The 25,020-nt window shown below is 40.1% G+C and carries 20 protein-coding genes, 1 tRNA gene and 1 pseudogene; 9 read left to right on the top strand and 13 right to left on the bottom strand.

Annotation, left to right across the window (positions count from 1 at the left end; translation table 11 throughout):
- Positions 1–128 precede the first annotated feature (128 nt).
- The 9 genes and pseudogenes from NLX65_RS02615 to dapF form a co-directional block, all read right to left on the bottom strand.
- On the bottom strand, positions 129–1,292 hold the full coding sequence (locus tag NLX65_RS02615; protein WP_260536905.1) for a hypothetical protein: 1,164 nt from the start codon (positions 1,290–1,292) through the stop codon (positions 129–131).
- Positions 1,293–1,851: 559 nt separating this feature from the next.
- Complete coding sequence (locus tag NLX65_RS02610; RefSeq protein WP_260536903.1) at positions 1,852–2,691, bottom strand: DMT family transporter; 840 nt, start codon at positions 2,689–2,691, stop codon at positions 1,852–1,854.
- Positions 2,692–2,697: 6 nt separating this feature from the next.
- The gene (gene trxB, locus NLX65_RS02605) at positions 2,698–3,657 is read right to left on the bottom strand and encodes a thioredoxin-disulfide reductase (protein ID WP_260536901.1); all 960 of its coding nucleotides are present in this window, start codon (positions 3,655–3,657) and stop codon (positions 2,698–2,700) included.
- Entirely contained in the window at positions 3,657–4,520 is an 864-nt protein-coding gene (locus NLX65_RS02600) for a sigma-70 family RNA polymerase sigma factor (RefSeq protein WP_260536899.1), read from the bottom strand. Before NLX65_RS02600 ends, trxB begins: the two co-directional genes overlap by 1 nt.
- 40 nt (positions 4,521–4,560) lie before the next feature.
- Entirely contained in the window at positions 4,561–6,696 is a 2,136-nt protein-coding gene (locus NLX65_RS02595) for a polyribonucleotide nucleotidyltransferase (protein ID WP_260536897.1), read from the bottom strand.
- Positions 6,697–6,857: 161 nt separating this feature from the next.
- Positions 6,858–7,132, bottom strand: a pseudogene (gene rpsO, locus NLX65_RS02590) (30S ribosomal protein S15).
- 192 nt (positions 7,133–7,324) lie between these two features.
- A complete protein-coding gene (gene ffh, locus NLX65_RS02585; RefSeq protein WP_260536893.1) occupies positions 7,325–8,659 on the bottom strand; it encodes a signal recognition particle protein in 1,335 nt (444 codons plus the stop codon).
- Positions 8,660–8,687: 28 nt separating this feature from the next.
- Positions 8,688–9,920 (bottom strand): M16 family metallopeptidase, encoded by a 1,233-nt coding sequence (locus NLX65_RS02580; protein ID WP_260536891.1) that lies wholly within the window; start codon positions 9,918–9,920, stop codon positions 8,688–8,690.
- A gap of 31 nt (positions 9,921–9,951) precedes the next feature.
- Positions 9,952–10,773, bottom strand: a complete 822-nt coding sequence (gene dapF / locus NLX65_RS02575; protein ID WP_260536889.1) for a diaminopimelate epimerase — start codon at positions 10,771–10,773, stop codon at positions 9,952–9,954.
- A 488-nt stretch (positions 10,774–11,261) separates the two neighbouring features.
- Here dapF and NLX65_RS02570 point away from each other — a divergent pair, with 488 nt between their 5' ends.
- Positions 11,262–13,319 carry an HD domain-containing protein gene (locus tag NLX65_RS02570; RefSeq protein WP_260536887.1) on the top strand — a complete coding sequence of 686 codons (2,058 nt, stop codon included), beginning with the start codon at positions 11,262–11,264 and terminating at the stop codon, positions 13,317–13,319.
- 147 nt (positions 13,320–13,466) lie between these two features.
- Here NLX65_RS02570 and ybeY read toward each other — a convergent pair whose 3' ends face one another.
- A complete protein-coding gene (ybeY, locus tag NLX65_RS02565) occupies positions 13,467–13,901 on the bottom strand; it encodes an rRNA maturation RNase YbeY (protein WP_260536885.1) in 435 nt (144 codons plus the stop codon).
- A 101-nt stretch (positions 13,902–14,002) separates the two neighbouring features.
- Between ybeY and NLX65_RS02560 the strand changes: the two genes are divergently transcribed.
- The 5 genes from NLX65_RS02560 to NLX65_RS02540 all read left to right on the top strand — a co-directional run bounded on the left by NLX65_RS02560 (position 14,003) and on the right by NLX65_RS02540 (position 18,349).
- Positions 14,003–15,625, top strand: a complete 1,623-nt coding sequence (locus tag NLX65_RS02560; protein WP_260536883.1) for a 1-acyl-sn-glycerol-3-phosphate acyltransferase — start codon at positions 14,003–14,005, stop codon at positions 15,623–15,625.
- A complete protein-coding gene (locus tag NLX65_RS02555; RefSeq protein WP_260536881.1) occupies positions 15,603–16,607 on the top strand; it encodes an NAD(P)H-dependent glycerol-3-phosphate dehydrogenase in 1,005 nt (334 codons plus the stop codon). Before NLX65_RS02560 ends, NLX65_RS02555 begins: the two co-directional genes overlap by 23 nt.
- Before the next feature lie 107 nt (positions 16,608–16,714).
- A tRNA-Leu gene (locus NLX65_RS02550) sits at positions 16,715–16,796 on the top strand.
- A 54-nt stretch (positions 16,797–16,850) separates the two neighbouring features.
- Positions 16,851–18,188, top strand: coding sequence for a trigger factor family protein (locus NLX65_RS02545; RefSeq protein WP_260536879.1), 1,338 nt, complete (start codon positions 16,851–16,853; stop codon positions 18,186–18,188).
- 26 nt (positions 18,189–18,214) lie between these two features.
- The gene (locus NLX65_RS02540; RefSeq protein WP_260536877.1) at positions 18,215–18,349 is read left to right on the top strand and encodes a hypothetical protein; all 135 of its coding nucleotides are present in this window, start codon (positions 18,215–18,217) and stop codon (positions 18,347–18,349) included.
- A gap of 160 nt (positions 18,350–18,509) precedes the next feature.
- Here the strand turns inward: NLX65_RS02540 and NLX65_RS02535 are convergent, their stop codons facing one another.
- Positions 18,510–20,906 (bottom strand): alpha-ketoacid dehydrogenase subunit alpha/beta, encoded by a 2,397-nt coding sequence (locus NLX65_RS02535; protein ID WP_260536875.1) that lies wholly within the window; start codon positions 20,904–20,906, stop codon positions 18,510–18,512.
- 369 nt (positions 20,907–21,275) lie between these two features.
- On the opposite strand from NLX65_RS02535, the gene NLX65_RS02530 reads away from it, so the two are divergent.
- Both NLX65_RS02530 and groL read left to right on the top strand, forming a co-directional pair.
- Complete coding sequence (locus tag NLX65_RS02530; protein ID WP_260536907.1) at positions 21,276–21,554, top strand: co-chaperone GroES; 279 nt, start codon at positions 21,276–21,278, stop codon at positions 21,552–21,554.
- Positions 21,555–21,602: 48 nt separating this feature from the next.
- Positions 21,603–23,240, top strand: a complete 1,638-nt coding sequence (gene groL, locus NLX65_RS02525) for a chaperonin GroEL (RefSeq protein ID WP_260536873.1) — start codon at positions 21,603–21,605, stop codon at positions 23,238–23,240.
- Between the two features lie 47 nt (positions 23,241–23,287).
- On the opposite strand, the gene NLX65_RS02520 is transcribed toward groL, so the two are convergent.
- Both NLX65_RS02520 and NLX65_RS02515 read right to left on the bottom strand, forming a co-directional pair.
- Positions 23,288–23,725, bottom strand: coding sequence for a DNA repair protein RadA (locus tag NLX65_RS02520; protein ID WP_260536871.1), 438 nt, complete (start codon positions 23,723–23,725; stop codon positions 23,288–23,290).
- Positions 23,722–23,889 (bottom strand): hypothetical protein, encoded by a 168-nt coding sequence (locus tag NLX65_RS02515; protein ID WP_260536869.1) that lies wholly within the window; start codon positions 23,887–23,889, stop codon positions 23,722–23,724. The genes NLX65_RS02520 and NLX65_RS02515 overlap by 4 nt, the downstream gene beginning before the upstream one ends.
- Positions 23,890–24,019: 130 nt before the next feature.
- Here NLX65_RS02515 and NLX65_RS02510 point away from each other — a divergent pair, with 130 nt between their 5' ends.
- Complete coding sequence (locus NLX65_RS02510; protein ID WP_260536865.1) at positions 24,020–24,874, top strand: hypothetical protein; 855 nt, start codon at positions 24,020–24,022, stop codon at positions 24,872–24,874.
- The last annotated feature ends 146 nt before the right edge of the window (positions 24,875–25,020 follow it).

Genomic DNA, 25,020 nt, shown 5'->3' with positions numbered 1-25,020 from the left:
AAAATTAGTCTTTGAAAAAAATAATCAAATCGCTTATCTTAACAACCTAACTGACACATTTAACTTAACGGACAACTTTAATACTTAAATTTTTACTGCCTGTCAGATTAAATCTTGACTACTACAAATTATGCATCATCGAATGGATTTATTTTTGCTTGTAGTTTGTTTAGCTTGATACATATTTCCTTAATTTTTTCGTCTAGGTCTTTGACCTTTGACTCGATTTGTTTCTCAGTGTTGTGTCCGTATTGTTGAAGTAACTTCTTTTGGTTTTCATCAAGGCCCTCTCGGAAACAATTTTCGTACATTTTTGCTTTTGTGACTTCCATGTAAATGTTTTTTTTCTTTTCTAATGTTTCTAATTCTTTTCTATACTTATTAGATACTTTTTTTTCCTTTTTTTCCTTTTTTTTATTTCTTTCCTGCTTTTTTTTAATCACTGTTTTCACAATTCCTATATGCAATCTTAGCTTTTGAATCTTGAGATTATAGTGTGCATCACTTGTATGTTGGTACAACGCAAGTAACTCTTGATCTTTTTCATCAAGTAGCTCTGGATGATCCTTTTTCTTCTTGCGTATTTCTAGTAATTGCTGGTAATTAGTCCTTTTATCTTCTAATTTCTTACAGTTTTTTGTAAGTTCATCTATAGGTTTTGTAAAGGATTTTATGTTAAACTTGAGCTTCTGGATCTTATGGCGTAGAATGTGTCTATCTTTTGCTAGCGTTGCTTTGCACCACTGAATCAATGGTGTACATGTACCATTATACTTTTTATCTGTAGTAGATGGAATAGGGTTAGGGGCGTTGTTTAGAGACGTATAGTCCGGATCATATGTGTCGTTTCCTGGCTTTGGCGTATATGGAGGAGGAGGGGTAAAATAATAGGGATCTTTAGACCAAGTTTCATCATATGGAGGCGCAGAAGGTACAGGTGTACTATTGAATGTCTCTTGTGGTACACTATTTTTATTTGGCTCTATGTCGTCCTGTAACACACTTTCTAGGTGGTTAAGCATTGCTTCTAGATCTTTTTCTTCGTCCTCTTCTTCATCGTCTTCCTCCTCTTCATCGTTATTATCGTCATTATCTTCTTCTTGTGCTTCACTATCTTTTTCTTGCCTTTTTTTATTTTCGTCAGGTTGGTTTTTGGATGCAACTGCATCAGAATCAGTATCTTTTGTATCTATTGTTGTGTTGTTTTGTGGTATTTTTGTAGACTCTGGTGCTATGGTTATGTTCGTCGATTTATCGACTGTTCCTTTACACCGATCACAACCAGTCACCATAGCATAGCATAATGTAAAATTTAAAATGAGGTATAGAAGCGATCTTTTAAATAAAATGTGTTGCATGGTGATCATTTTTATAAGATAATGATACGAAAAATAAATAATATTTGTTGCCTTTTTCTTATTTCCTATATTTTTAAATAGTGTGATCCGATCATTGACTAAAATGATACATTTTGATATATATGTATTATAATTAATATAGAAGTAACATGCGCATGTAAACTGTCATTTTGCATCTGTTCACATTACTGGTTAATAATGGATTGTATCCCACTTTTTTCTTCATAAAAAAGTGGACAAAAAATCAAGCCCTCGGCAAAAAGCCGCTGAAAGTGACATCTTACAGATGGAAAAACAGTTCGTTTCATTACTTTTACTGTGTGCCAACTTTTTATTGGCGGACATATGCAGCCCTGTACGAATTAGCCATTTCTATCTCTGTGTTAGAATAGATATTCCTTAAGTTGACGCCATTAATTGAACAGATACGATTTCCCTTAAATTGATACCATGGGTTGCATGGATATGATTTTTGTAGGTTCTAGCCTTTTGATTATCGATTTTGGTAATAAACAATAAAGCAGGTGCAAGAAATAATAATACCAGCTCCCAAACAAGTGCTAAAAGTTGGCCATTCTTGAAAGAAAAGATAACCGAATAGGATAGAAAGTAGCCATTCGGTATATTTCATAGGTGCTAAGGAGGCTACGGTTGACTGATGCAAAGCTTTTAATAGAAAGTAAAGAATAAGATTGCTCCCAATACCCAATATGGTTGCAAAACATAATTCAAATAGGGTAGGGGTTTGCCAATAGCAGTAGGCTACTGGTAACATGCAACAGGAGGCGACTAAGTTGGAAAAGAAAAGCATGGAAAGCATCGGCTCACATGTCACATACTTTTTATTAATAACATCTAGTGAGGCAAAAACAAGGGTTGCCAATATACAGGATAAGGATGCACTATTGTACATAGTAGGACGCAATATTAAAGCCATACCTATGCAAGTCAATAGTGTGGCCATCCATATCGGGAAGGCTACTTTTTCTTTAAGAAAAATTCTTGCTAGGATCAGTACAAAAATAGGATTGGTAAATCCGATTACGGTTGCGCTACTCATGGTCATCTGGGTGAGGCTATAGGCATATAAACCCATGGCAATGGATAAAAATAGCCCCCTCCATACATGCAGCAGTGGACGTTGTGTTTTAAAAGACCCCCTATGGTAGATAAAGGGTACTAAAAGCAAACTGCCAAATGCAAAACGTAAGAAACAGATTTGGCAAGCGCTTAGTTCTGTGATTAAGTACTTGGTTACCAAATCATTCAAGCAACTTGAAAGTATACTGAGCAATAACCAAAACAATGATTGCAAGTAGGAGTGTCGATGCATTACTGGTTAATGATTGTGCGCGTTTTGCAAATGGCCATGGGGTTGTTGCAAAAAACGCTCTGCATCTAGTGCAGCCATACAACCTGTGCCAGCAGCGGTTACTGCTTGTCTATAGTGTGGATCTTGAATATCTCCAGCTGCAAAGACCCCAGGAATGTTGGTTTGTGTAGTGCCTGGCTTGGTTTGAATGTACCCTTGGTGGTCTACATGTATATAGGGTAGAAAGGGCAAGGTATTGGGTTGATGGCCTATTGCAACAAATAAACCAGCTGCTTCTATATGGGTAATGGCCGTTGCATGGATGACCTCTATGGCTTCTACAGCCTCTTGGCCTATAATATCTTTCACCTCTGTTTGAAACCAGACTTGAATGTTTGCTTTTTTAAACACCCGTTCTTGCATAATTTTACTAGCACGCATGTGGTCCTTACGCACTAAAAGATGGACCTTGTGGCAAAGGTTGGCTAAATACAAGGACTCCTCTGCAGCGGTATCGCCTCCACCTACTACGACAACGTTTTTATCCTTAAAAAAGAAGCCATCACAAATGGCACAAGCAGAAACCCCTTTTCCATATAGCTTTTTTTCTGCTGGTAAACCTAGCCATTTCGCAGAAGCACCAGCTGCAATGATAACGGCTTGAGCCAGTATAGTGACACCGTTGTCTAGCGTTAACCGTCGTGGATAGGTGTTAAAATCTACCTTAGTGATGGTACCCGCTTTGATTATAGCGCCAAACCGTTCTGCTTGCGCTTGAAAATCTTCCATCATAGCAGGGCCTGTTATGCCATTTTTATAGCCAGGATAATTCTCCACCTCCCCTGTAATGGTTAATTGACCACCTGGGTTGGGACCTTGGTACAAAACGGGATCCAGACCTGCTCGGGCAGCGTAAATCGCAGCAGTATAACCAGCTGGACCGCCTCCAATGATAACGAGTGGTATAGAAGATATAGGTTGATCCATTACCCTAAGTAGCATTTGAGTGTCTCGCTGCTAACGGCTGCTTTTAGTTTTTTAATACCTTTTTCTTTTACTTGACGTACGCGTTCCCGCGTTAGACCAAATCGGGCACCTATCTCTTCTAGAGTCAGTATTTCTGTATTGTTCAGGCCAAAGTAATAGCAGAGTACATCACGCTCTCTAGGGGTCAGTACAGCCAATGCACGTTGGATTTCTTTACATAAAGAGTCATTCATTAACTCACTATCTGGCTTTTTTTCTACATCACTTTCCAACACATCCAATAGGCTGTTTTCTTCACCTTGCAAAAAGGGCGCATCTACAGAGATATGACGTCCTGCCACTTTTAACGCACCGCGTACCTCTTCCGGATCAACCTCTAAAAATTGTGCTAACTCTTCCACAGTGGGTTCTCTTTCATATTTTTGCTCTAAACGAGAAAATGTTCTGGAAATTTTACTGAGTGAGCTAATGCGATTCAAGGGCAAACGTACAATTCTAGCCTGCTCGGCTAGGGCTTGCAATATGGATTGTCTAATCCACCAAACGGCATAAGAGATAAACTTAAAGCCTCTCTTTTCATCAAACCGTTGCGCAGATTTAATGAGGCCAAGGTTGCCTTCATTAATCAAATCACTCAAGGAGAGTCCTTGGTTTTGATATTGCTTGGCAACGGATACCACAAATCGAAGATTGGCCTTGGTAAGCCTTTCAAAGGCAGCCCTGTCGCCCATTCTAATTTTTTTGGAAAGCTCAACTTCTTCATCCGCACTAAGCAATGGCACTCTACCGATTTCCTGAAGATATTTATCTAAGGACTGACTTTCACGATTGGTGATCTGTTTACTTATCTTTAGCTGTCTCATGGTTTGCTACGTTAAATATAAATATGAAAAATAGGATCCTTTATCCTCCAGCTGCTACCACATCCAGTAGTACCTTACGTGATAACCTATATTTACCTGTTTTAGGCTCTACCCCAATCAGCTTTACTTGTAATTCTTCTCCAATTTCTAATACCGTTTCTAAGTTTTCAATGCGGTCTAAGCGCACTTCTGAAACATGTAAAAACCCATCTTTACCAGGCATAAACTCTACAAATGCGCCATAGTTTAGTACAGACTTAACCTTTCCCATATATATATCACCAATGGTTGGCTTAGCAGTAATCGTCTTTATGCTGTTCACTGCTTTTTCCAACATTTCTTGATTCCCAGCAAATATGGTCACAATACCTTTATAGCCCTGTTCGGAAATATCTATAGTGGTATAGGTCTCTTTTTGAATTTCTTGTATGACCTTTCCACCTGGTCCAATAATGGCGCCAATCATCTCTTTTTCAACCTCCATAGTGATGATTTTAGGCGCATGAGGCTTGCTGTTTGGACGAGGAGCAGTTATGGTTTCCTCCATTTTTTTCAGGATATGTAATCTACCTGCTTTGGCTTGGTGCAGGGCGGTTTCCAACATTTCATAGGAAATACCAGCTACTTTCATATCCATCTGGCATGCGGTAATACCTTGATGGGTACCTGTTACCTTAAAATCCATATCACCAACCTGATCTTCATCGCCTAAAATATCAGATAAAACAGCAAAGCGTCCTGTAGTTGGATCTGTAATCATGCCCATAGCAATACCTGAAACCGCTGCTTTAATGGGAATGCCTGCATCCATTAGGGCTAAAGAACCGGCACAAACGGTAGCCATAGAGGAAGATCCATTTGATTCAAGAATATCAGATACCACACGTATGGTATAGAGGTTTTCTTTATCAGGTGGTAAGACGGCTTTTAAGGCCCGCATCGCTAAGTTGCCATGCCCTATTTCTCGACGAGAAGGGCCTCTATTGGGTTTCACCTCCCCAGTAGAAAAGCCAGGGAAATTATAATGGAGCATAAAACGATTATAGCCATCTTCCATAGCTCGATCAATGATTTGCTCATCGAACTTACTCCCAAGTGTAACGGTAGTAAGTGATTGCGTTTCACCTCTTGTAAAGAGTGCAGAACCATGTGCAGAAGGTAGGAAATCTATTTCAGACTCAATCAGCCTAACTTGGTCTAATCGACGACCGTCTAAACGAATGTTTTCATTTAATACCAGTGCGCGAATGGCTTGATTTTGGAGTTCAAGCAAAAATTCTTTTTGCTGCGCAGCAGCTACTTCTCCTCCATTTTGATCTTTGGTAAGCTGCTCAGTGTAGCGGTGCGCTACCGCCATAAAAGCCTCTTTACGCAAAGTTTTAGAAGGTATATGTTGTTTGGCAACTGCATATAGATCGGCATAAATGGCCTCACGTAAGGCAGTTGGGTAGCCTAATGTAGTTTTGCCAACTTTATCTATTGTTTTTTCAATGCCCACTGCCTCCATAAGCGCCCGTTGCACGGCACAGTGTAGCTTAATCGCATCATGGGCATGACGAATCGCTGCTATCATATCCGCTTCTTGCACTTCATGCATGGCGCCCTCTACCATAAGTATATGATCATCACTAGCCGCTACCATTAGGTTGATATCAGCTTTCTCAAGCAGGTGAGCAGATGGATTGATTAGAAAATCACCATCTACACGCGCTACACGTACCTCAGAAATAGGCCCATTGAATGGAATAGAAGAAATAGATAAGGCAGCAGAAGCTGCTAAGGCAGCCAATGCATCTGGTAAAATGGTCTCGTCAGCAGATATTAACGATATATTTACCTGAATATCAATATTCAACCCCTTTGGAAAAAGAGGACGAATGGCGCGGTCAACCAATCTAGCAATGAGAATTTCATGGTCTCCTAGCCTACCTTCTCGCTTTAGAAAGCCTCCAGGTATTTTACCAGAGGCAGCAAATTTTTCTTGGTAATCTACAGAAAGGGGTAAAAAAGTACTTTCTTCTGCAGTGGGTTTAGCTACTACAGCGGCCAACAACATGGTATTACCCATTCGGACCAGAACAGAACCATCAGCTTGCGTGGCTAATTTACCTGTTTCTATAGTAATAAACCGATTATCTGGTAATGGTATCGTTTTTGAAATTAGTTTTCTGAGCATATACGTATAATGGAATGATGATATACAACGGCATCAAATTCATTTAAAGAGCAGGAAAAAATATACAATAAGATGCTGCTCATAGCACTTTGTGCTTCATAAGATGATATAGGAAAAGTATTGAAAATAAACAAATGCGATGCAAGGGCAACAAAGAGCCATTACTTCCTTAAACCAAGGTTGGTAATAATATCTCTATAACGGCTTAAGTCTTCTTTTTTAAGGTAGGCTAATAACCTTTTGCGCTTACCGACTAACTTTAAAAGACCTAGCTTTGCAGCATGATCTTTCTTTTTAACACTGAGGTGTTCTGTTAAATGTTTAATTCTGTATGTAAAGAGTGTAATCTGTGATTCAGAAGAACCACTATCTTGTTCAGATTTTTGAAATCCAAAAGTCTTAAAAAGATTGCCTTTTTCCGAGTGGTTAAATACAAATGCCTGTTCTGCTTTATTTTCTTTATTTTGATTTGTCAACTTCATAGTGTTTATTACAATAAATTTAAACTTAGCCTAGGCAAATGTAACCATAAAATCATCCACTTGCAAATTTAAATGGGGGTTATATGCATTACTTAATTTGTATGCCCTCTGCTCATAGCGGAGGCTAGAAAAAAGCGGATCTATGGTTACCTTGTTTTTTTAAGGAGCCCTGGCAAACTGCCGAATAGGTTGAATCCTTCTTTAGGTATTTTTTTTATCATTTTATGCATCATGTCAAACTGTTTGAGTAATTGATGCACCTCTTGGATCGTTTTCCCGCTGCCACGTGCAATACGTTCCCGACGACTTTGGTCAATGATAGGTGGATTCCTTCTTTCTTTAGGCGTCATAGAGGCTATGATTACTTCGCAGCTGTTAAACATATTGTCGTCTATCGGCAGGTCTTGCACTGCCTTTCCTAGGCCGGGTAGCATGCTCACCATCTCTTTTAGACTCCCCATTTTTTTAATTTGTCTGATTTGGTGAACTAAATCTTCCAAGTTAAATTGATTGGTTTTGATTTTTTGTTGTAAACTACGTTGTTGTTCTTCGTTATAAACGGCTTCTGCGCGTTCTACAAAGGAAACCACATCCCCCATGCCCAGAATACGGCTGGCCATACGATCAGGATGAAAAAGATCTAGATCCTCCATCTTTTCACCTGTGCTGATGAACTTAATAGGCTTATCTACTACACTACGAATAGAAAGGGCTGCACCTCCACGGGCATCTCCATCTAGTTTGGTAAGTACTACTCCATCAAAATTAAGCTGCTTATTAAAAGCTTGTGCGGTGGTAACGGCGTCTTGGCCTGCCATAGCGTCCACTACAAAAAGCGTTTCAGAGGGTTTTAACTTTTCTTTTAGCATGCGCAGCTCTTGCATCATCACCTCATCAATAGCCAAACGACCTGCAGTATCTACAATTACAAGGTCCATGGCTTTGTTTTTAGCTTCTTGAATGGCATTTTGCGCAATCGTATGGGGATTGGTTTCTGCTGGCTCTGTATAAACGCTTACATTAAGCCCTGCGCCTAGTTTTTTAAGTTGTTCAGCTGCTGCAGGTCTGTAGACGTCACAAGCGACTAAGAGAGGTGTTTTATTTTTCTTTTGGTAATAATGTGCCAGTTTGCCTGTTAAGGTGGTTTTCCCGGCTCCTTGTAGACCGGCTACTAGTATAACAGCTGGATGACCTGTAAGGCGTACTTGACTATGCGTGCCACCCATTAAATCGGTTAAGGCGTCTTGCACCAGTTTTGTAAAGAGCTGACCCGGTGAAACAGATGTCAGCACATTGGTTCCAATCGCTTTTTGTTTAATCGCATCTGTAACTTGCTTGGCTACTTTGTAATGTACGTCTGCCTGAACCAGACTTCTACGGATTTCTTTTATCGTAGCAGCAATGTTTATTTCTGTAATGCGACCTTGCCCTTTTAAGGACTTTATCGCTTTTTCTAGGTTTTTGCTAAGGCTCTGAAACATAGTATATCTAATTTGTGTTCCCGTTGGTTTACGAAATAGTTTGGTAGTGGAGCGTACTACAATTTTGTTCTTGTAAAATTAGCTCAGCACTTGCTTGAATGGCGTCTAACTCAACTTGCCTAATATACTCAATTTTCTTATTTACCAAGTTGGTGTCGCCTTGTAGGGTAGCGATTGCTAATTCTTGTGCACGATGTATCAGGCTTACTTGACCAAAAATTAGTTGTGTTTCCATCTGATTTTTTACCTTTTCTAATGCCACAGGAGAGGTATGCTGAATAGTTTTTAATACCTCTATTAAAGCATTTTCTGCTGATTCGAATGGAGTGTTTTGGGGAAAACTACCACTAATCACCAATAGACCAGGGTCGAATGATTCTGTCGTATAAGCATCTATTTTGGTATAAAGGGCTTGTTTTTCTACCAGGTTGGCATGTAGCAAAGCAGACTTTCCTTCGCTGAGTAAGTGGCATAATACTGCTGCTGCATAGTAGCCAGGCATGCCTTTTCCTGGCATATGGTAGGCTTTATACAAAATAGGAAAGGGGACATCCCCCTGAACTACTTTTCGTCTGGGACATACTTGTGCGGGCTCTTGCGGCAAAGCTCTATGGTAAGCAGGGCCAGCTGGAATGGGTTCAAACCATTTTTTACACAATGCAGCTACTTGTGCACTGGTCACCTTACCCGCAACTACTAAAATCGCATGGTTGGGTCTATAGAATTTATAAAAAAAAGCTTTTACCTCGTCCATAGTAGCATTTTCTATGTGGCTTAATGTTTGACCAATAGTGGGCCATTTGTAAGGATGGGTCGTATAGGCTAGATCGGTCAAATGGTGCCATGCATCACCATAGGGTTGGTTGAGGTAATGTTCTTTAAACTCTTCCACTACTACCTTGCGTTGTACTTCAAGTGATTTTTCGTTAAATGCAAGCCCAAGCATGCGGTCGGATTCAAGCCAAAAAGCTGTTTCTAGGTTAACAGCAGGTAGGGAACAATAGTAATTGGTTAGGTCTGTAGTCGTATAGGCATTGTTGTCACCACCTACTTGTTGCAAAGGGGTATCGTAGACAGGAATATGACAGGAGCCACCAAACATTAAGTGTTCAAATAGGTGAGCAAAACCTGTTTTTAAAGGGTGTTCATCTCGGGCACCTACATCATACATTAGGTTCATTACCGCAATGTGGCTGGTTGGATCTTCATGCACAATAACTTGTAGGCCATTAGATAATGTAAATTTTTCAAAATGAATCATTGTAGGTATAGGATCAAATAAAAACAAATCGTTATAGTGTATTCCATTCGGTAAGGGGAGTAGTTAGATGCACCATGCCATGAAAAGACTGATACACACGCCCAACCAAATGAATATGGCTAAAACAGCCATCAGCTAATCTTCTAAAGGTTACCTGGAGTTTGCCCCCCTTAGTGCGCACGGTTATGGGGCTGTTTAATCCATGATGGGCACTGGCAACCAGTGCACTAGCAACAACGCCTGTGCCACAAGATAAGGGTTCTGTTTCCAATCCACATTCACATGTGCGGACTATGATCGTGTCTTTTTCAACCAGTTGTACAAAATTAAGATTAATACCCTCTTTTTCAAATGGGTGCATATTTCTCCTTGGAAAACCAACTACTTGCATATTGACCTCGTGAATGGCATCTACCATCTCTACATAATGGCGTGTGCCATTGTCTAGGAAATAGCCGCTTTCTAGTGGTTGAATGAGAGCTACATCCTGTAAGGTTAAGTGTACCAGGTCATTAGCTATATAACCTGTGTGTAAGCCATCTATAGCCATAAAGTGGGCTTTTTGATCTATTATGCCTAGTTGCTGTGCATAGTGAATCGCTGATCGGCTGCCATTTCCACACAGTCCACCCCCTTGGCTGCCGTCTGCATTGTAGTGCAATAGGGCAAAGTCATAACCTCCTTTTTTTTCAATGGTAATGATGCCATCTGCACCAACACCAAATTGTCGATGGCATAGCTGTTGGGTTAGAATAGGGTCATATGTATAATACTGGTCTTCTAAATTATTTATGATAATAAAATCATTTCCAGCAGCTTGGTACTTGGCAAATTTAAGTTGTATGGAGACCATTTACATGGGTTAAAACAGGTATACAAAAACCTTTCCAGATTAATATTCCAAATAGGGTCTGGACCAATATAATACATTTACCCCTAAGAACGGATATCAATCATTTATAACCAGTCCCTGGTTGTGCAGGGGTATCCAATCTATCGCGTAAAAAACTATGCAATCTAGATATTTTTTTAAAAATATAAAGCGCTTGTGGCCTTTCTTTTTGCTTGATAAAAAAGTCAGCCTTGTGAAAAAATTTCTATTCTATTTAATAATCAATAGAATTAATTCCTTAAGTTCATGGACTTTAGCGTGCAGGGTGCGCAGGGGTAATCTGTGTATTGTTTTGTGTGGATTTAGATAAGCATAGTAGCATGGTGGTGGATCTTTGGTCAGATGGCTAGATGGGTATAAGCGCATTATAATCTTTGACTGTGTAATAAAAAATGCTTATCATGGTCTGCATTTTCAGATTTGCTTTATAGTTTTTTATTATATTATTTATGATATCATTCCAGGCTTTATTCCTTACCGTTATAGTTATTTCTTTTTTCTTGCTGCGCGCTTCTTACGCACGCGAAAAGCTCATCAAGCTTAAGCCCAGTAATGCTGTAATTGGCTATACCGGTTGTTATGTGATCATCACTACTTCGGTATTAAGCTATATAGGTAAGGGTTTGATCTATTGGTATACCCTCCAATTCGCTGCAGGTGTTTGGCTGATAGGTTATGCGATTGTTTCTAAGAAAGAAGTACCATCTTGGGAAGTGACGCGATTTTGGCTAATAGGTGCCCTATTTTGCCTGCCTATCAATTTGCTTTGGCATTGGTGGCGTGTAACCGATTATCCATTTTTATTAAAACTATCTCTAGCGCATTGCTCTGTAATCCTATCTGCCTTTCCCTTGCCTTTAGGGATTGCTATTTTAGCAGTTATGTTGTGGGCCATCATATATGTCTTTTGTTCTGTGGATCACGTGATCGAATTGACGGATGATATGATCGCTCTATTTGGGTTTAGCATATTGATTTTTACGATGATTATTTACGTTAAAGTCCAAATAGCTGATTATAGAGCGCACAACCGCCACTTAAAGCATAAAGCTAAGTTGAAACGAACGCAAGATTATGCATTCAAGTTAAAGCAAATTAGCCGTCATCTACATCTTAATGCTAAGGAGAATTATTCAGAAAGAGATGTGACTTTTTTGCAGAAAGTAGTGGAAGAAGTGATGGAATCCCCTTTATTTTTAGAAGATGAGCCCCTGTATAAGGAGGATTTGGGTGCTATTGTGCATAAGTTTTCTGCATGGTCTATCTTTTTAAGACATCATATTCAATCTAACATACATTTACCATTGCTACCCACTGAAATAGTGCTAGGTGCATTATTACAGGAAGTAGAAGTGGTTTTAAACGGCTCAAGCGACGCTGCGCCAAAGCTGATCATAGTACCAAAAAATCTTGATTTGACTGGTAAGATCATATGTGATGTGCGCCAGGTTACCCATTTATTGGTAGCTGTTATTTTGCGTACTGCTCACGTAAGTCAAGCTGCATCTATACGTATTCAACTCCATACCACGCAGTTAAAATATCATAAATATGCCCCTATTAAGAAACAACGTTTCCCCGACATTACCTTTCCAGCCATAGCTTTAATAGTGAGCAGTGTGGAGACACCGCTTTCCACCTTACCTTCAGTGCATACGCATTATGAGGATATTACAGAGGGAAGAGAACTAACAGGCACACTTAATGAGGTTATTTCAGAAAGTGTAAATGTGCAAAAGCAGCCCATAGAAAGGATGGTTCGGGCCCATTATGGTTATCTCCAATTTCCTACTTCTAAACAAAAGGCTAACTTATTGGTTTTGCCTTGTCATGTAACCGCCGTTCGTGATGAGATGCTCACCAATATAACGGTTGCAAATAGGCTTATCAGCAAAAGTGAAATAGAGGCTTCCATGGTAGTGTTAAGTAAATTCAATGATTATGCATGTAAAATGTGTAATATCCGTATTGGTGTGCTGGATGAAATATTTCTATTGCTCAGGCGTTGCTATGCCTTTAAGCGTCATCTATCAGGGGAGTTGTTTTATGTCCGTGCGGTAGGTATTGCACGTTTGGTAACAGATTGGGTAGCTTATGTACCTGAACCCATCTATGCTGCTTTGTTGTATGATTTAGTAGTTTATGCCGACTTGCCGCTTTCATATATTAAGGCGAATTATAGCCTAGATGTTTTTTCTTTTGTACAATCTATTGTATCTATAGGTGACCGTCGAGAGATAGAGCCATCTGGCCTCTATGTGGATAATCAACGCAATAAGGTAGTGAACCGAGATCAGCTTTTTGTGCTTTGTATTAAATTGGCTGAGCGGTTGTATGACTTACGGCATGCTTGTGGTTATACCCATAAGGTGCAGGTGTCCGATATGGCTAAGGAGACGCTTACAGTAGATATTTGTTTGGCAAAGAAATATTTGGATGGCGACATAGTAGAAGTCTTGGAAACGGCCGCCCAAGAGGCATTGCAGATGTGTTTTGAAAAAGGATGAGGGGGCGGTAACTAAGTTAAAAGTAAGGCCAAAAACACCTGTTTTTATTTGTCTATGCACGGATACTGGTTAGTAAGGTGTTTTTACACGGGCGTTGTTTTTAACAAAAAACCAGTGACTTGGAAAGATACGTTTCCGTTCCTACCATTAAATGTTTATAATTCCTTTTAGTTGGTTTAGATAAAAATATTCTTTTTCTCTCATAATCAATTTTTCTTCTGGTTTATGATCATTGTAAGCCAAGAGGTGCAATAGACCATGTACCATTACTGTATAGAGTTCTTCTACCATTTTTCGATTATATGCTTGCGCATTTTCACTGACTCGTTCAATACTTATATAGATATCCCCCCAGATGGTTGTAGGCTTCGTGGCGTATGGAAAGGTAATCACATCTGTTAACGTATCATGACCTAAGTAGGCTATATTTTTAGCATGCAAATAGTGATCCGTGCAAAAAATAAAGCTAAGTTGTTCTAGTGTGTAGCCTTCTTGCTGGATAACCCTTTGTAGCCAAGTAGAAATTTTTCTTTTTTGTTTTAATCGAAAGTTAATTTTTTCTGAGAAATAATAAATATTCATTTTGATCTTGTTATCTTGCCATACCAAGCGATTCGGTAAGTCTTTTGTATCTCACCCATTTGGCCGTAAATTACACCTTATTCTGTTAAAATAGATACTATATGTCTACTCAAGATCCGTTTATATCTATTGTGTCTCAACCCAGTCATTGGCCCATTACCCTACTTCATAAGCAGCATAAAAATTTTTTGCGGGAGGTAGTGAATAAAAGTTTTAAATCTTTGTGTGCACGCCATCCTACGGATGCAGCGCTTTACCGAGTATTGATACAGACCACTTCTAGGGAGTTGGCAAGAATAGCATCAGACCCATGGACCTGTGATCCTAAAGATGACCGACTCTTTTGGGAGACCATGTCCGATTCTATTGCCAGTAAAGTGGCAGCCACTAAGCTATTACAACAGGTTATAGAACGTTACGTAAAGGAGATTTGTAGTTACTTTAGTGTGCGCCACTATAGGTTTGTAGCCACAATGACCCACCATACCTTTATTAATCTACTGAAACCCGATTGTTTTGGCTCCGGAGTAGAACGTTGGACCTTTCGCCACCAAAGGTTACAAGAAAAGTTTCATTTGATGGGTCAAACAGATATGCTTCATGCATTGGCCCAAATCGGCACGCTTGTTCTAGTTCCTACACATACCAGTAATTGGGATTCTGTAGTAATAGGATTGGCTATGAGACAATTAGGCTTGCCTCCTTTGACCTGGGGTGCAGGCTTAAATTTGTTTAATCATAAAGGGTTTCGTTATATTTTTAATAAGCTAGGAACCTATAAGGTAGATCGTCGTAAAAAAATGATACCCTACTTACAAGTGCAGAAAGATTATGCCTGCCTTATACTGGAATGGGGCTGCCATATGCTATTTTATCCAGGAGGGACCCGTAGTCGATCAGGTGCCTTAGAGTCCAATTTAAAATTAGGCTTCTTGGGTGCCCCCTTTGAGGCACAGGCAAACAACTTTCACAACTACGGGGCGGGTGCGAAGAAACTTTTTATTGTGCCCATCGTACTCAATTACCATTGTGTTTTAGAAGCCTATCAATTGATACGTGAATCAGTTCAAATAGAAGGTTCCGGGGCTGTTCCGGAGCAACAAGGTTGTTGTTATACGAACCTTTTATTCAGCAAAAATATATTGTTTAAAGGCTCAGAAATATTTATTAGTATAGGTAGTCCTTTAGATGTTATAGGGAATAGGGTAGACATGGAGGGCCGTAGTTATGATGCACAAGGTCAAGTCATAGATTTATATCAACAGTTTCTTGATCTTCCTGTACAAACAGTTCCTAGGAAACGTTCAGATGACTCTGTACAAGCCCTTAGCCATAAAATTGTAGCAGCCTATTATCGTATAAATACCGTATTAAGCAGCCACCTAGTAGCCTTTGTAGCCTATGAATTGGCGCAAAAGAGAGCGGGCTTTTCAATGGATTTAAGGGATATCATTATTCCCCGTGCTGATTTTATAGTAGCGTTTGCGCATACCTATAAAGCGTTGCAACAGCTTTATACAGCGCAAAAAATAGATTTTAGTCCGATTGTACGGGATGGTTCGTTGGATGCGATTGCTGAAGATGGATGGACTAAATTAGGGATCTATCATGCCCAAGCTCCATTAGTGGTAATGGAAGATGGCGATTTGGTGATTCAAGATCTTTTGACATTATTTTATTACCATAATAGACTAACTGGGTATGGCCTCGAAGCGATTGAATAAAGTGGTAGCGGTTTTAGGAGCTGGAAAGTTTGGTACTGCTATTGCCAATGTAGTGGCACCTAATGCACATCGTGTATTTTTGTATACGTATAAAGCGGAACAGGCTTTTGCTGCGCAAAGCAGCCGTAGTGTTGCGGATCAGCCACTTGCAGCTAATGTGGTGGTTACAAATGATTGGGTAATGGTCTTGCGCACTTGTTCTGTTATTTTTCCAGTAGTACCTGCTGCTAAATTTCGTGGATTGATGCGACAGATCGCTGCAGCGCTTAGACCAGACCACATCCTTATACATGGCACCAAAGGATTCGATTTTTCTCAAAATGGTCCACTGCCTAACCATCATGGGGTTACTATGAGTCGCGTAATGCTCGAGGAGACGGTGGTAAAACAGGTTGGTTGTTTAGCTGGTCCTAATTTGTCTGCGGAGTTAGCGCAAAAGTATCCTGCTGTTACTGTTGTTGCCAGTGCTAGTCAGAAGGTGTTAGCTGTAGGTGCGCAGCTTTTAACCAATGATTGGTTTCATGTCTACCAGACGCATGATTGCCTTAGTGTAGAAATATGTAGTGTGTTAAAAAATATTTTTGCCATTGGTGCAGGTATCATAGGAGGTATGGGCTATTCATCTAATACCTATGCTTTTTTTATAACCAGGGCCATCTCAGAAATGGGTTCCATCATGACCACAATGCGCATCAGCAAAAGTGCTTTATTAGGGCCAGCAGGTCTAGGCGATTTAATCGCCACTTGTGGCAGCACGGCTAGTAGAAATTATACCATTGGTTATCGGTTGGCTAAAGGTGAAACATTAGCCGATATCTTACGCACAGCCAAAGAGGTTGCTGAAGGGGTGCAAACGGTTAAAGCCATGCACCAACTGATGCAATCTTATGGGAGACAGGCACCTATAACAGCAGCCATCTATCGCATGCTTTTTGAGGAATTGCCCGTGCAGCAAGGGTTGAATAGTTGGTTGGGTGGCTGATGGGAGCAGAGCAAGCTATAATACCACACCTTTTTGCTTGTTATTTGCTTGAGAAGCTTGTTTTTTCTATTTTTGTAAGGGAGATAATCTTTTTCTCCTCCTGTCCTACGGATGTGGCGGAATAGGTAGACGCGCTAGACTTAGGATCTAGTACCGCAAGGTGTGGGGGTTCGAGTCCCTTCATCCGTACTGTATTATATATGTTAAAACATTCGTTTTTTAGCTTTTAAAGTCTCTTGTACCTTGGATATCCAGTTTAATAAAATCAATCCTAATTATGGGGTTATTTCCATTACGTTACACGAACCTGATTATAAGTCATGTGTCGATAAACAGCTAAAGCATTATGCGCAGCATGTTCGTTTGAAGGGCTTTAGGTTGGGAGCTGCTCCTACAGATCTTATTAAAAAGATGTATGGCTCTTCTATTCTTGCTGAGGAGCTGGATAAAGTCGCTGGAGCTGCTTTAAAGGAGTACATTACGCAAGCGTCTATTCCCATTTTTATAGAGCCACTTTGCACTACCCCTGCTAAAACGATGGATCTTCAAAATCAACATACGTTTACTTTCTTTTATGAAGTTGGGTTAATGGAAGAGCGTTCTATTGTATTAGGCCCTGATATTTCTGTTACTGAGTTTGAAATAGATAATGTTGGACCTAAATTGGTGGATGAGTTTTTAACAGGGTTGCAACTTGTGCATGGTCAATCTGTTCAGCTTGAAACAAGTGCACTAGACGCTATATTGCATGGTACACTTATAGATAGTACCGAGGCAGTTGGTCTCGATATTCGTATTTCTATCATACATATTCCTGAGCATTTGCGTGCACCATTTATAGGGCTTCGTGTGGGTGATCAGGTGATGGTCACAGAGGAGATGTTGGAGAGGCATTTTTCTACCCTTTTAAGTATAAGTTCTGGTCAGCTTGCTACCTTTAAAAGGTGTCCATCTGCTTGGCCAGCTATTTTTACGGTTGATAATATCCTTCGTGTTACCCCAGCACCTATTGAGCCTGAGCTTTTTGATCGTGTATTAGGCAAAGGGGTTGCTACTTCTGAAAGTGAGTTTAGAGAGGCTATTCGTAAAATTATCTTATTCGACAAACGTACAGAAGCGCGTCATGCCTTCTATGCGCAGCTACGGGAGGCCTTGTGTAAGCATAATGTAGTTAACCTCCCGGAGGATTATCTTAAAAGGTGGCTTTTCATAAATAATCCAGAGGCCACGCTCAAGAAGGTAGAAGACTACTATCATGCCCATGAAGAAAGCTTAAAATGGGAAATCCTGTTAGGCAGTATAGTGCGTCAGAATGGCTTAGCCGTTACGTCATCGGATGTAGTAGATGAGACCAAACGCGCATATCTTGATTATGCCCATAACAATGGTTTGCAAATCGACACCAGTGATGCGGCTATTCATGCAGGTACCCTTTCTTTTCTACAGGGTAATGAAGGGAGTAAATATTATTCCAAATTGCATAATCAGTTGAGCAGAGATAAGGCTATATATTTTATAAAAGAACAAATAACTGTAGTAACTGAAACGGTTACGGCTGAAGCATTTGATGCAAGAAGATAGTTTATGCACTACGTTTATGCATTAGGATGCATGTATCTTTTATTCCGGATGAAGCTATACCTAAAGCAATCTATACCGGTATGTGTTCAGCCAATGGCCTCAACCTAAGGAATGTTTTCGTTGATTTTCAAATAAAAGTATCTATTTGCGCCATTGGTTAATAGTATCTTTTCACGTTACTGGTTAATAATGTGAACAGATACCTACAAAAAGTTATGCTGATAGCTATCCAGGTCAAAATAAATAGACAGCTGCTTAGCTTATTTAAAACTATTTAAAAATCCTAATAGTAGGGGCTAAGATAAGATATCAGGCTACTTATCAGAATATAGCTGGGTAGCGTAGTGGATCTACTTGATGCATCATCATATATATTTTACCCACTACTTCTTCTATATTAGGTTTAGAAAAATAGTTGCCATCATCTCCATAGGCAGGTCGATGGGGTTGACTACTAATGGTCATGGGTGGCGCATCCAACATGGCATAGCCATGCTGTACTTCCAATACTTGTTGCATCATATAGGCGGTCGTACCACCTGGCACATCTTCATCTGCAAAAACAATGCGATTGGTTTTGGCCAATGATTTTACAATACTATGATGTACATCAAAAGGTAATAAGGTTTGTACATCAATGACTTCACATGTAATACCTAAAGCAGTAAGCTTATCTGCTGCGGCACAAACAATACCACACATTGCACCATAGGTCACAATGGTCACATCGTTGCCTAGACGTAGTAACTCGGGTACACCTATAGGTATGGTCATGGTCGCTACATTACTAGGCATAGGCTCCTTTAAGCGGTAGCCGTTTAAACACTCAATGATTAAAGCAATATCATCGGATTGTATCATCGTATTATAGAAACCGGCTGCTTGGGTCATGTTACGCGGTACAAGTAGATAGATGCCCCTGATGGCATGCATAATGCTCGATATATAGGAACCGGCATGCCAAATGCCTTCTAAGCGATGGCCTCTTGTCCGAATGATCATAGGTGCTTTTTGGCCTCCTTTGGTTCTATAATGTAGCGTGGCTAAATCATCTTCTATAATTTGAAGGGCATAAGGCAGGTAGTCCAAATATTGTATTTCAACAATAGGCCTTAGTCCACGCATAGCGGCACCAATACCTTGACCAATCATCGTGCATTCTCGAATGCTACTATCTGTCACACGCAATGGCCCATATAACGCTTGCAGACCTGCAAAACCTTGGTTTACATCACCTATTTTTCCTAAATCTTGTCCAATAGCAAACACACGTCCATCACGTTCTAATAATGCTTTGAAACAACTGGATAGGATTGCTCTCCCATCTACCTGTTCAGGGTTTTCGATATAAGTAGGTGGATGCCCTTGTACACCTAAAGCAGCATACCTAGAGCTGCTATAAAGATGGCTGCTAAATCTTTTTTCATTGTCTCTTCTATTTTTATGCCACCAAGCCAGTATACCCTTTTTATGCATATAAGGTACTTCCCGTAAGGTATAGAGGGCTTGCGTGGCTGCTTGGGTGGTATCTAAGTGACGGGGGTGTGGTAGGGTAGCTACTGCATCCATAATGGTTGGCAGCGCATTATCGCCTGCTGCCTCTTTGGGCCATACAATATCGTTTAACAAAGTCAACAACGCTTGTCTTTCTTGATGGTTTTCATCTATTAATGCCTGCCAGGCTTTTTGTTGCGCTAATTTTACTTTTTCATCTGCCTCTAAAGCAATTTGTTTGAGTTTGTCTTGCGTGGCTATGCCACTTGTTACCATCCATGCTGCCATCTTAGGTAGGCAATCATATGCCTTTTCCCACCTTAATCGTTCTACTGACTTATAACGTTCGTGAGACCCAGAGGTAGAATGACCTTGTGGCTGCGTGAGTTCTTTCACGTGAATCAGGACAGGAACATGTTCCGTTCTACAGATCGCGACTGCTTGCTGATAGGTGCTACATAACTCTAAATAGTCCCATCCCTTGGCAACAAATATGGCATAACCAGGTTGTCGCTTGGTCCGTTTAAAGCCTGCTAGAACGGCAGAAATATCTCCCTTGGTAGTGTGATACGATTGGGGTACAGAGATACCATACCCATCATCCCAAATGGAAATACACATGGGTACTTGCAAAACCCCTCCTGCATTAATGGTTTCAAAAAACATACCCTCCGAGGTACTAGCGTCGCCAATCGTTCCAAAAGCAACTTCATTCCCTTGATTAGAAAATTTTTTTTGCATGCCTTGAAAGGCAGTAGCACGGTAGAGTTTAGAAGCATAGGCTAGTCCCAATAGTCTGGGCATTTGTGCACCCGTACAGGATAGGTCTGCTGAGACATTTTTGCTGCTTAGTTGATTGAGCCAATTGCCCGCTGGGTCTATAAATCTGGTTGCAAAGTGGCTATTCATCATTCTCCCCCCAGAAGCCGGATCTGCCTCTATAGAGGCGTGTGCATATAATTGGGCAAAGTATTGTTGCCAGGTTAACGCACCAATGGCAACCATAAAGGTTTGGTCTCTGTAGTAACCAGAGCGCCAATCTCCAGCTTGGAAATATTTTGCCATAGCGAGTTGCGCAACCTCTTTGCCATCTCCAAAAATCCCAAACTTGGCCTTGCCTGCAAAAACCTCTTTGCGTGCCAATAGACTTGCTGCCCTGCTTTCGCAGGCTATGCGGTAGTCATTCAATACTTCAGTAGGCGTAATGGATACAGGTTGCAACATATGCTTTTTACAATCGCTACGCTAGATGATCAATGTTCTATCTAATAGGTAAATTTAAGTGCTTTTTCATTCATTACCTATGACGCTTAGGTCTTGTTTGCGAGTTCCTTACAAGAAGTTATTTGGTAGCCAGATAGGGCAGTAACCTATACAAGATGACTTTCATAGGGTAAAGCATGCATCTATGATAGCTAAATACTGACTAATTGGCAGTATTTGGCCATCTATACTTGGTAGATTCCATGCATAAATCTGTTTGGCATGAAATCTGTTGTAATGCAGATCAGATTAAAGTCCGTACAGTCAGATTATAGGGTGTACGTTTTAATTGAGATGTATACGATCAACTATTATTATAAAATATACGTTATGAGCAAAGTTCATATAAAACCATTGGCTGATCGGGTGCTAGTAGAACCTGCAGCAGCGGAAGAGAAAACAGTAGGCGGGATTATTATCCCTGATAGTGCTAAAGAAAAACCTCAAAAAGGTGAAGTTATTGCAGTAGGCCCAGGAAAGAAGGATGAACCTATGACCGTTAAAGCAGGGGATAAGGTCCTTTATGGGAAATATAGTGGTACGGAGCTACAGATAGATGGTAAGCTCTACCTTATTATGAAAGAATCTGATATTTATGCCATTGCTTAGTAGCATGGCAATAGTGAGTCAGCTCTTATAACCTTAAAATAATGTACTATGGCAAAGAATATAATTTTTGATGCAGAAGCAAGAGAAAAGTTGAAGAGAGGGATTGATACCATGGCCAATGCTGTGAAGGTTACGTTAGGTCCAAAAGGGAGAAATGTCATTTTAGATAAAAAATTTGGTTCCCCTAGTGTTACTAAAGATGGTGTATCAGTGGCGAAAGAAATTAGCCTTAAAGACCCTGTAGAAAACATGGGTGCACAGTTGGTCAAGGAGGTAGCATCTAAAACAGCAGATAGTGCTGGAGATGGTACGACTACTGCTACCCTCTTGGCACAATCTATTTTTACACACGGCATTAAAAATGTCGCTGCAGGTGCCAATCCTATGGATATCAAACGTGGCATAGACAAAGGGGTAGCAGCAGTGGTTAAAAAATTGCAGGAGACCTCTAAAAAGATTCACAACTCGAAAGAAATAGAACAGGTAGCCACTATTTCCGCTAATAGCGATAGCAAAATCGGTAAAATGATTGCAGATGCTATGGACAAGGTGGGCAAAGATGGTGTGATTACCGTAGAAGAGGCAAAGGGTACCGAAACAGAAGTAAAAGTAGTGGAGGGTATGGAGTTTGATCGAGGCTATTTATCTCCTTATTTTGCCACTAATACGGAAAAAATGGAAGTAGAGCTTTCTAATCCTTATATCCTTATTTGTGATAAGAAGATTTCTGTAATGAAAGATCTGTTGCCTATTCTAGAGGCGGTTTCTCAAAGTGGACGACCATTGGTGATGATTGCTGAAGATGTAGATGGGGAGGCATTGGCTACACTGGTTGTAAATAAAATCCGAGGTGTATTGCGTGTGGCTGCTGTAAAGGCACCTGGATTTGGCGATAGAAGAAAAGCGATGTTGGAGGATATTGCTGTGCTTACAGGAGGTGCCGTAATTTCTGAAGAAAAGGGTTGTAAGCTTGAAGCCGCTACTTTACATTGTTTAGGTACAGCAGAAAAAGTCAATATCGATAAAGACCATACCGTTATTGTGCATGGTGGGGGCCAGAAGAAGGATATCGAAGCTAGAGTGGCTCAGATTAAGGCACAAATAGCCCATGCTACTTCTGAGTACGATAAAGAAAAGCTGCAAGAACGATTGGCGAAGCTATCTGGTGGTGTGGCGATTCTATATATTGGTGCAGCTACAGAGGTAGAAATGAAGGAAAAAAAAGACCGTGTAGATGATGCATTGCATGCCACAAGAGCAGCGGTACAAGAGGGTATTGTTCCAGGTGGGGGCGTTGCCTTGTTACGTGCAGCTACATCTGGGGTCTTGGATGCCATAGCGGTAGAGAATGAAGACGAGCGGACTGGTATCAAGATTTTAAAGCTTGCACTAGAGTCTCCTTTAAGGACTATTGTGGCAAATGCAGGTGGTGAGGCATCTGTAGTAGTACAACGTGTCAAAGAAGGTAAAGAATCGTTTGGATATAATGCCCGTACCGATCTATTTGAAGATCTCTATGCAGCTGGCATCATTGATCCAACTAAAGTAACTAGACTTGCATTGGAGAATGCGGCTTCTATTGCTTCTCTTTTACTCACTACAGCTTGTGTAGTAGCAGATGATCCTGAGGAGGAGAAAGCTGCTACTATGCCTCAAATGGGTGGTGGAATGGGTGGTATGATGTAAAATCCTACTTGGTAGCTGTGAAATCAGGTGATTGGTTAGGGTACCAATCACCTGATTTTTCTCTTAATAACCTTTTCGTTTAGCTGTTCGATCAGTTCTTTTAAATTGCTTATTGCGTTAATTTTTATGCCAAGAGATTTAGAAAATGGTTGATGATGGGCAGTTATAAATACCTCTTTAAACCCCATTTTTTCCGCTTCTGTTATTCTATCTTCCATTTTTTTGGCACTCCTAAGTTCGCCACTTAGTCCGACTTCTGATGTAGGACCAGATCTATTCTTTATGGTTCGTACCATTCGATATAAGCATGGTTTGTCTCTCTTGAACTGCAATACCGTATCTACCATATGTTCCAATAATTTAGGACCTGCTAAAGTGACACCTTTGTTGATATGCCCTATTAAAGATAGCGCTACGCCTCTACTTTTGGCGTAATATAACAATCGGGTCGTACAAGCTTTAATCTGGTTGATGTTACCTATCACACCTTCTTTTCCTCGGTATATAAGGTTTGAATGGAATCTATTACCAATAGAGTGGATTCAAAATCCGTTGCATATTTGTGGACCTGTTCTAGTGCACACTCTTGCAACAGAAAACAGTTTGGAGGAGAAAATCCTAGACGGGAAGCACGTATTTTAAACGGCATTTTGATAAGATTAAACAAAAACTTCCTCCATTGATTGATCGGGGCAGTCTGCTTTCGGATGCTTCCGCCTATACCATTTGCAAGGTTGATACTCCGTTTGTATTTGTGGTTTATTTAGAATTAGCATCCTATGCTAAATGAGTTTTTGACCTATAGTAAGTCGGAAGACATAAAACTATCTTTCAACGCTAAGCAGATCACTAAGAAAGTTGTCCCAGTTGTGGATAGGAATCAGCTTAGTTGCGGCACCTTTTCTACCAAATACTCTCCATGGGAATATCTGATACAAAATGACCATTCTAACTCTTGTAGGCCATCTTATATCGGGCTATTAATAGATCATTATAAGGAAGTTGATAAAGATGGTACACTTGATGTTCCTATCGTGTTAAGTTCCTCAGAAGTTTGTGAAAATCCAGAGATGCTCAAGCAAGTACTAGGGGAAGGTGGATCTTTAACCAGAAAAAAGATATGTTATTTAATAGAATTTGGCTATTCATCTGTGGTGTTAAATCGTTATGCTCAAGGTCGTATAACAGAAGAAGTGCTAATAAAAAATGATACCTGTTTCTGGGATCAGGTCTCCACTCCATTTACTGCTGCATTAGAAAAGTATATAAATATTATGAGTTGTATCGAAGTGGATGGTCAAAGAATCAAAGATCTACCCAGAAGCATAGCGCTAGAAGTCAGTTCGTTAAAGGAGCTGCTAAAAATCTTAGTAAATAAAGGTGTAAACATTCTTGAAAAAAACTCGAGTGAAGTCAACAAATTAGTATATTTAATACTTAATTCTCAAAGATACCATGAGCCCAAGTACCCTACAAGGCTTCTGCATGATTTGATCAGTTTGTTTTCTCAGCATATTGATTTTTCGAGGATAATCAATGCGTCCTATAATGGAGAAACGTTACGCACATGGGTGTATAAGTATGGATTACCGGAGACAGTAGCGCTCTTAGGATCAAAAAAGAGAAAATTGTAAGGTAGCTGTTTAGGTGTAGTAGTTAGGATTTAATCTGACAATTATTAACTTTGTACGGATATAAATTACAACTATTATGAACTTACATCAAAAAATCATTAAACCGAAATTAGGGCTATTGGAACTAGCCAAAACGTTAGGTAATA

It is taken from the genome of Candidatus Cardinium sp. TP (assembly GCF_025215055.1).
GTDB lineage: Bacteria > Bacteroidota > Bacteroidia > Cytophagales > Amoebophilaceae > Cardinium.
The sequence above is the reverse complement of the archived record's forward strand: the minus strand, read 5'-3'. Positions and strand labels throughout refer to the sequence as shown.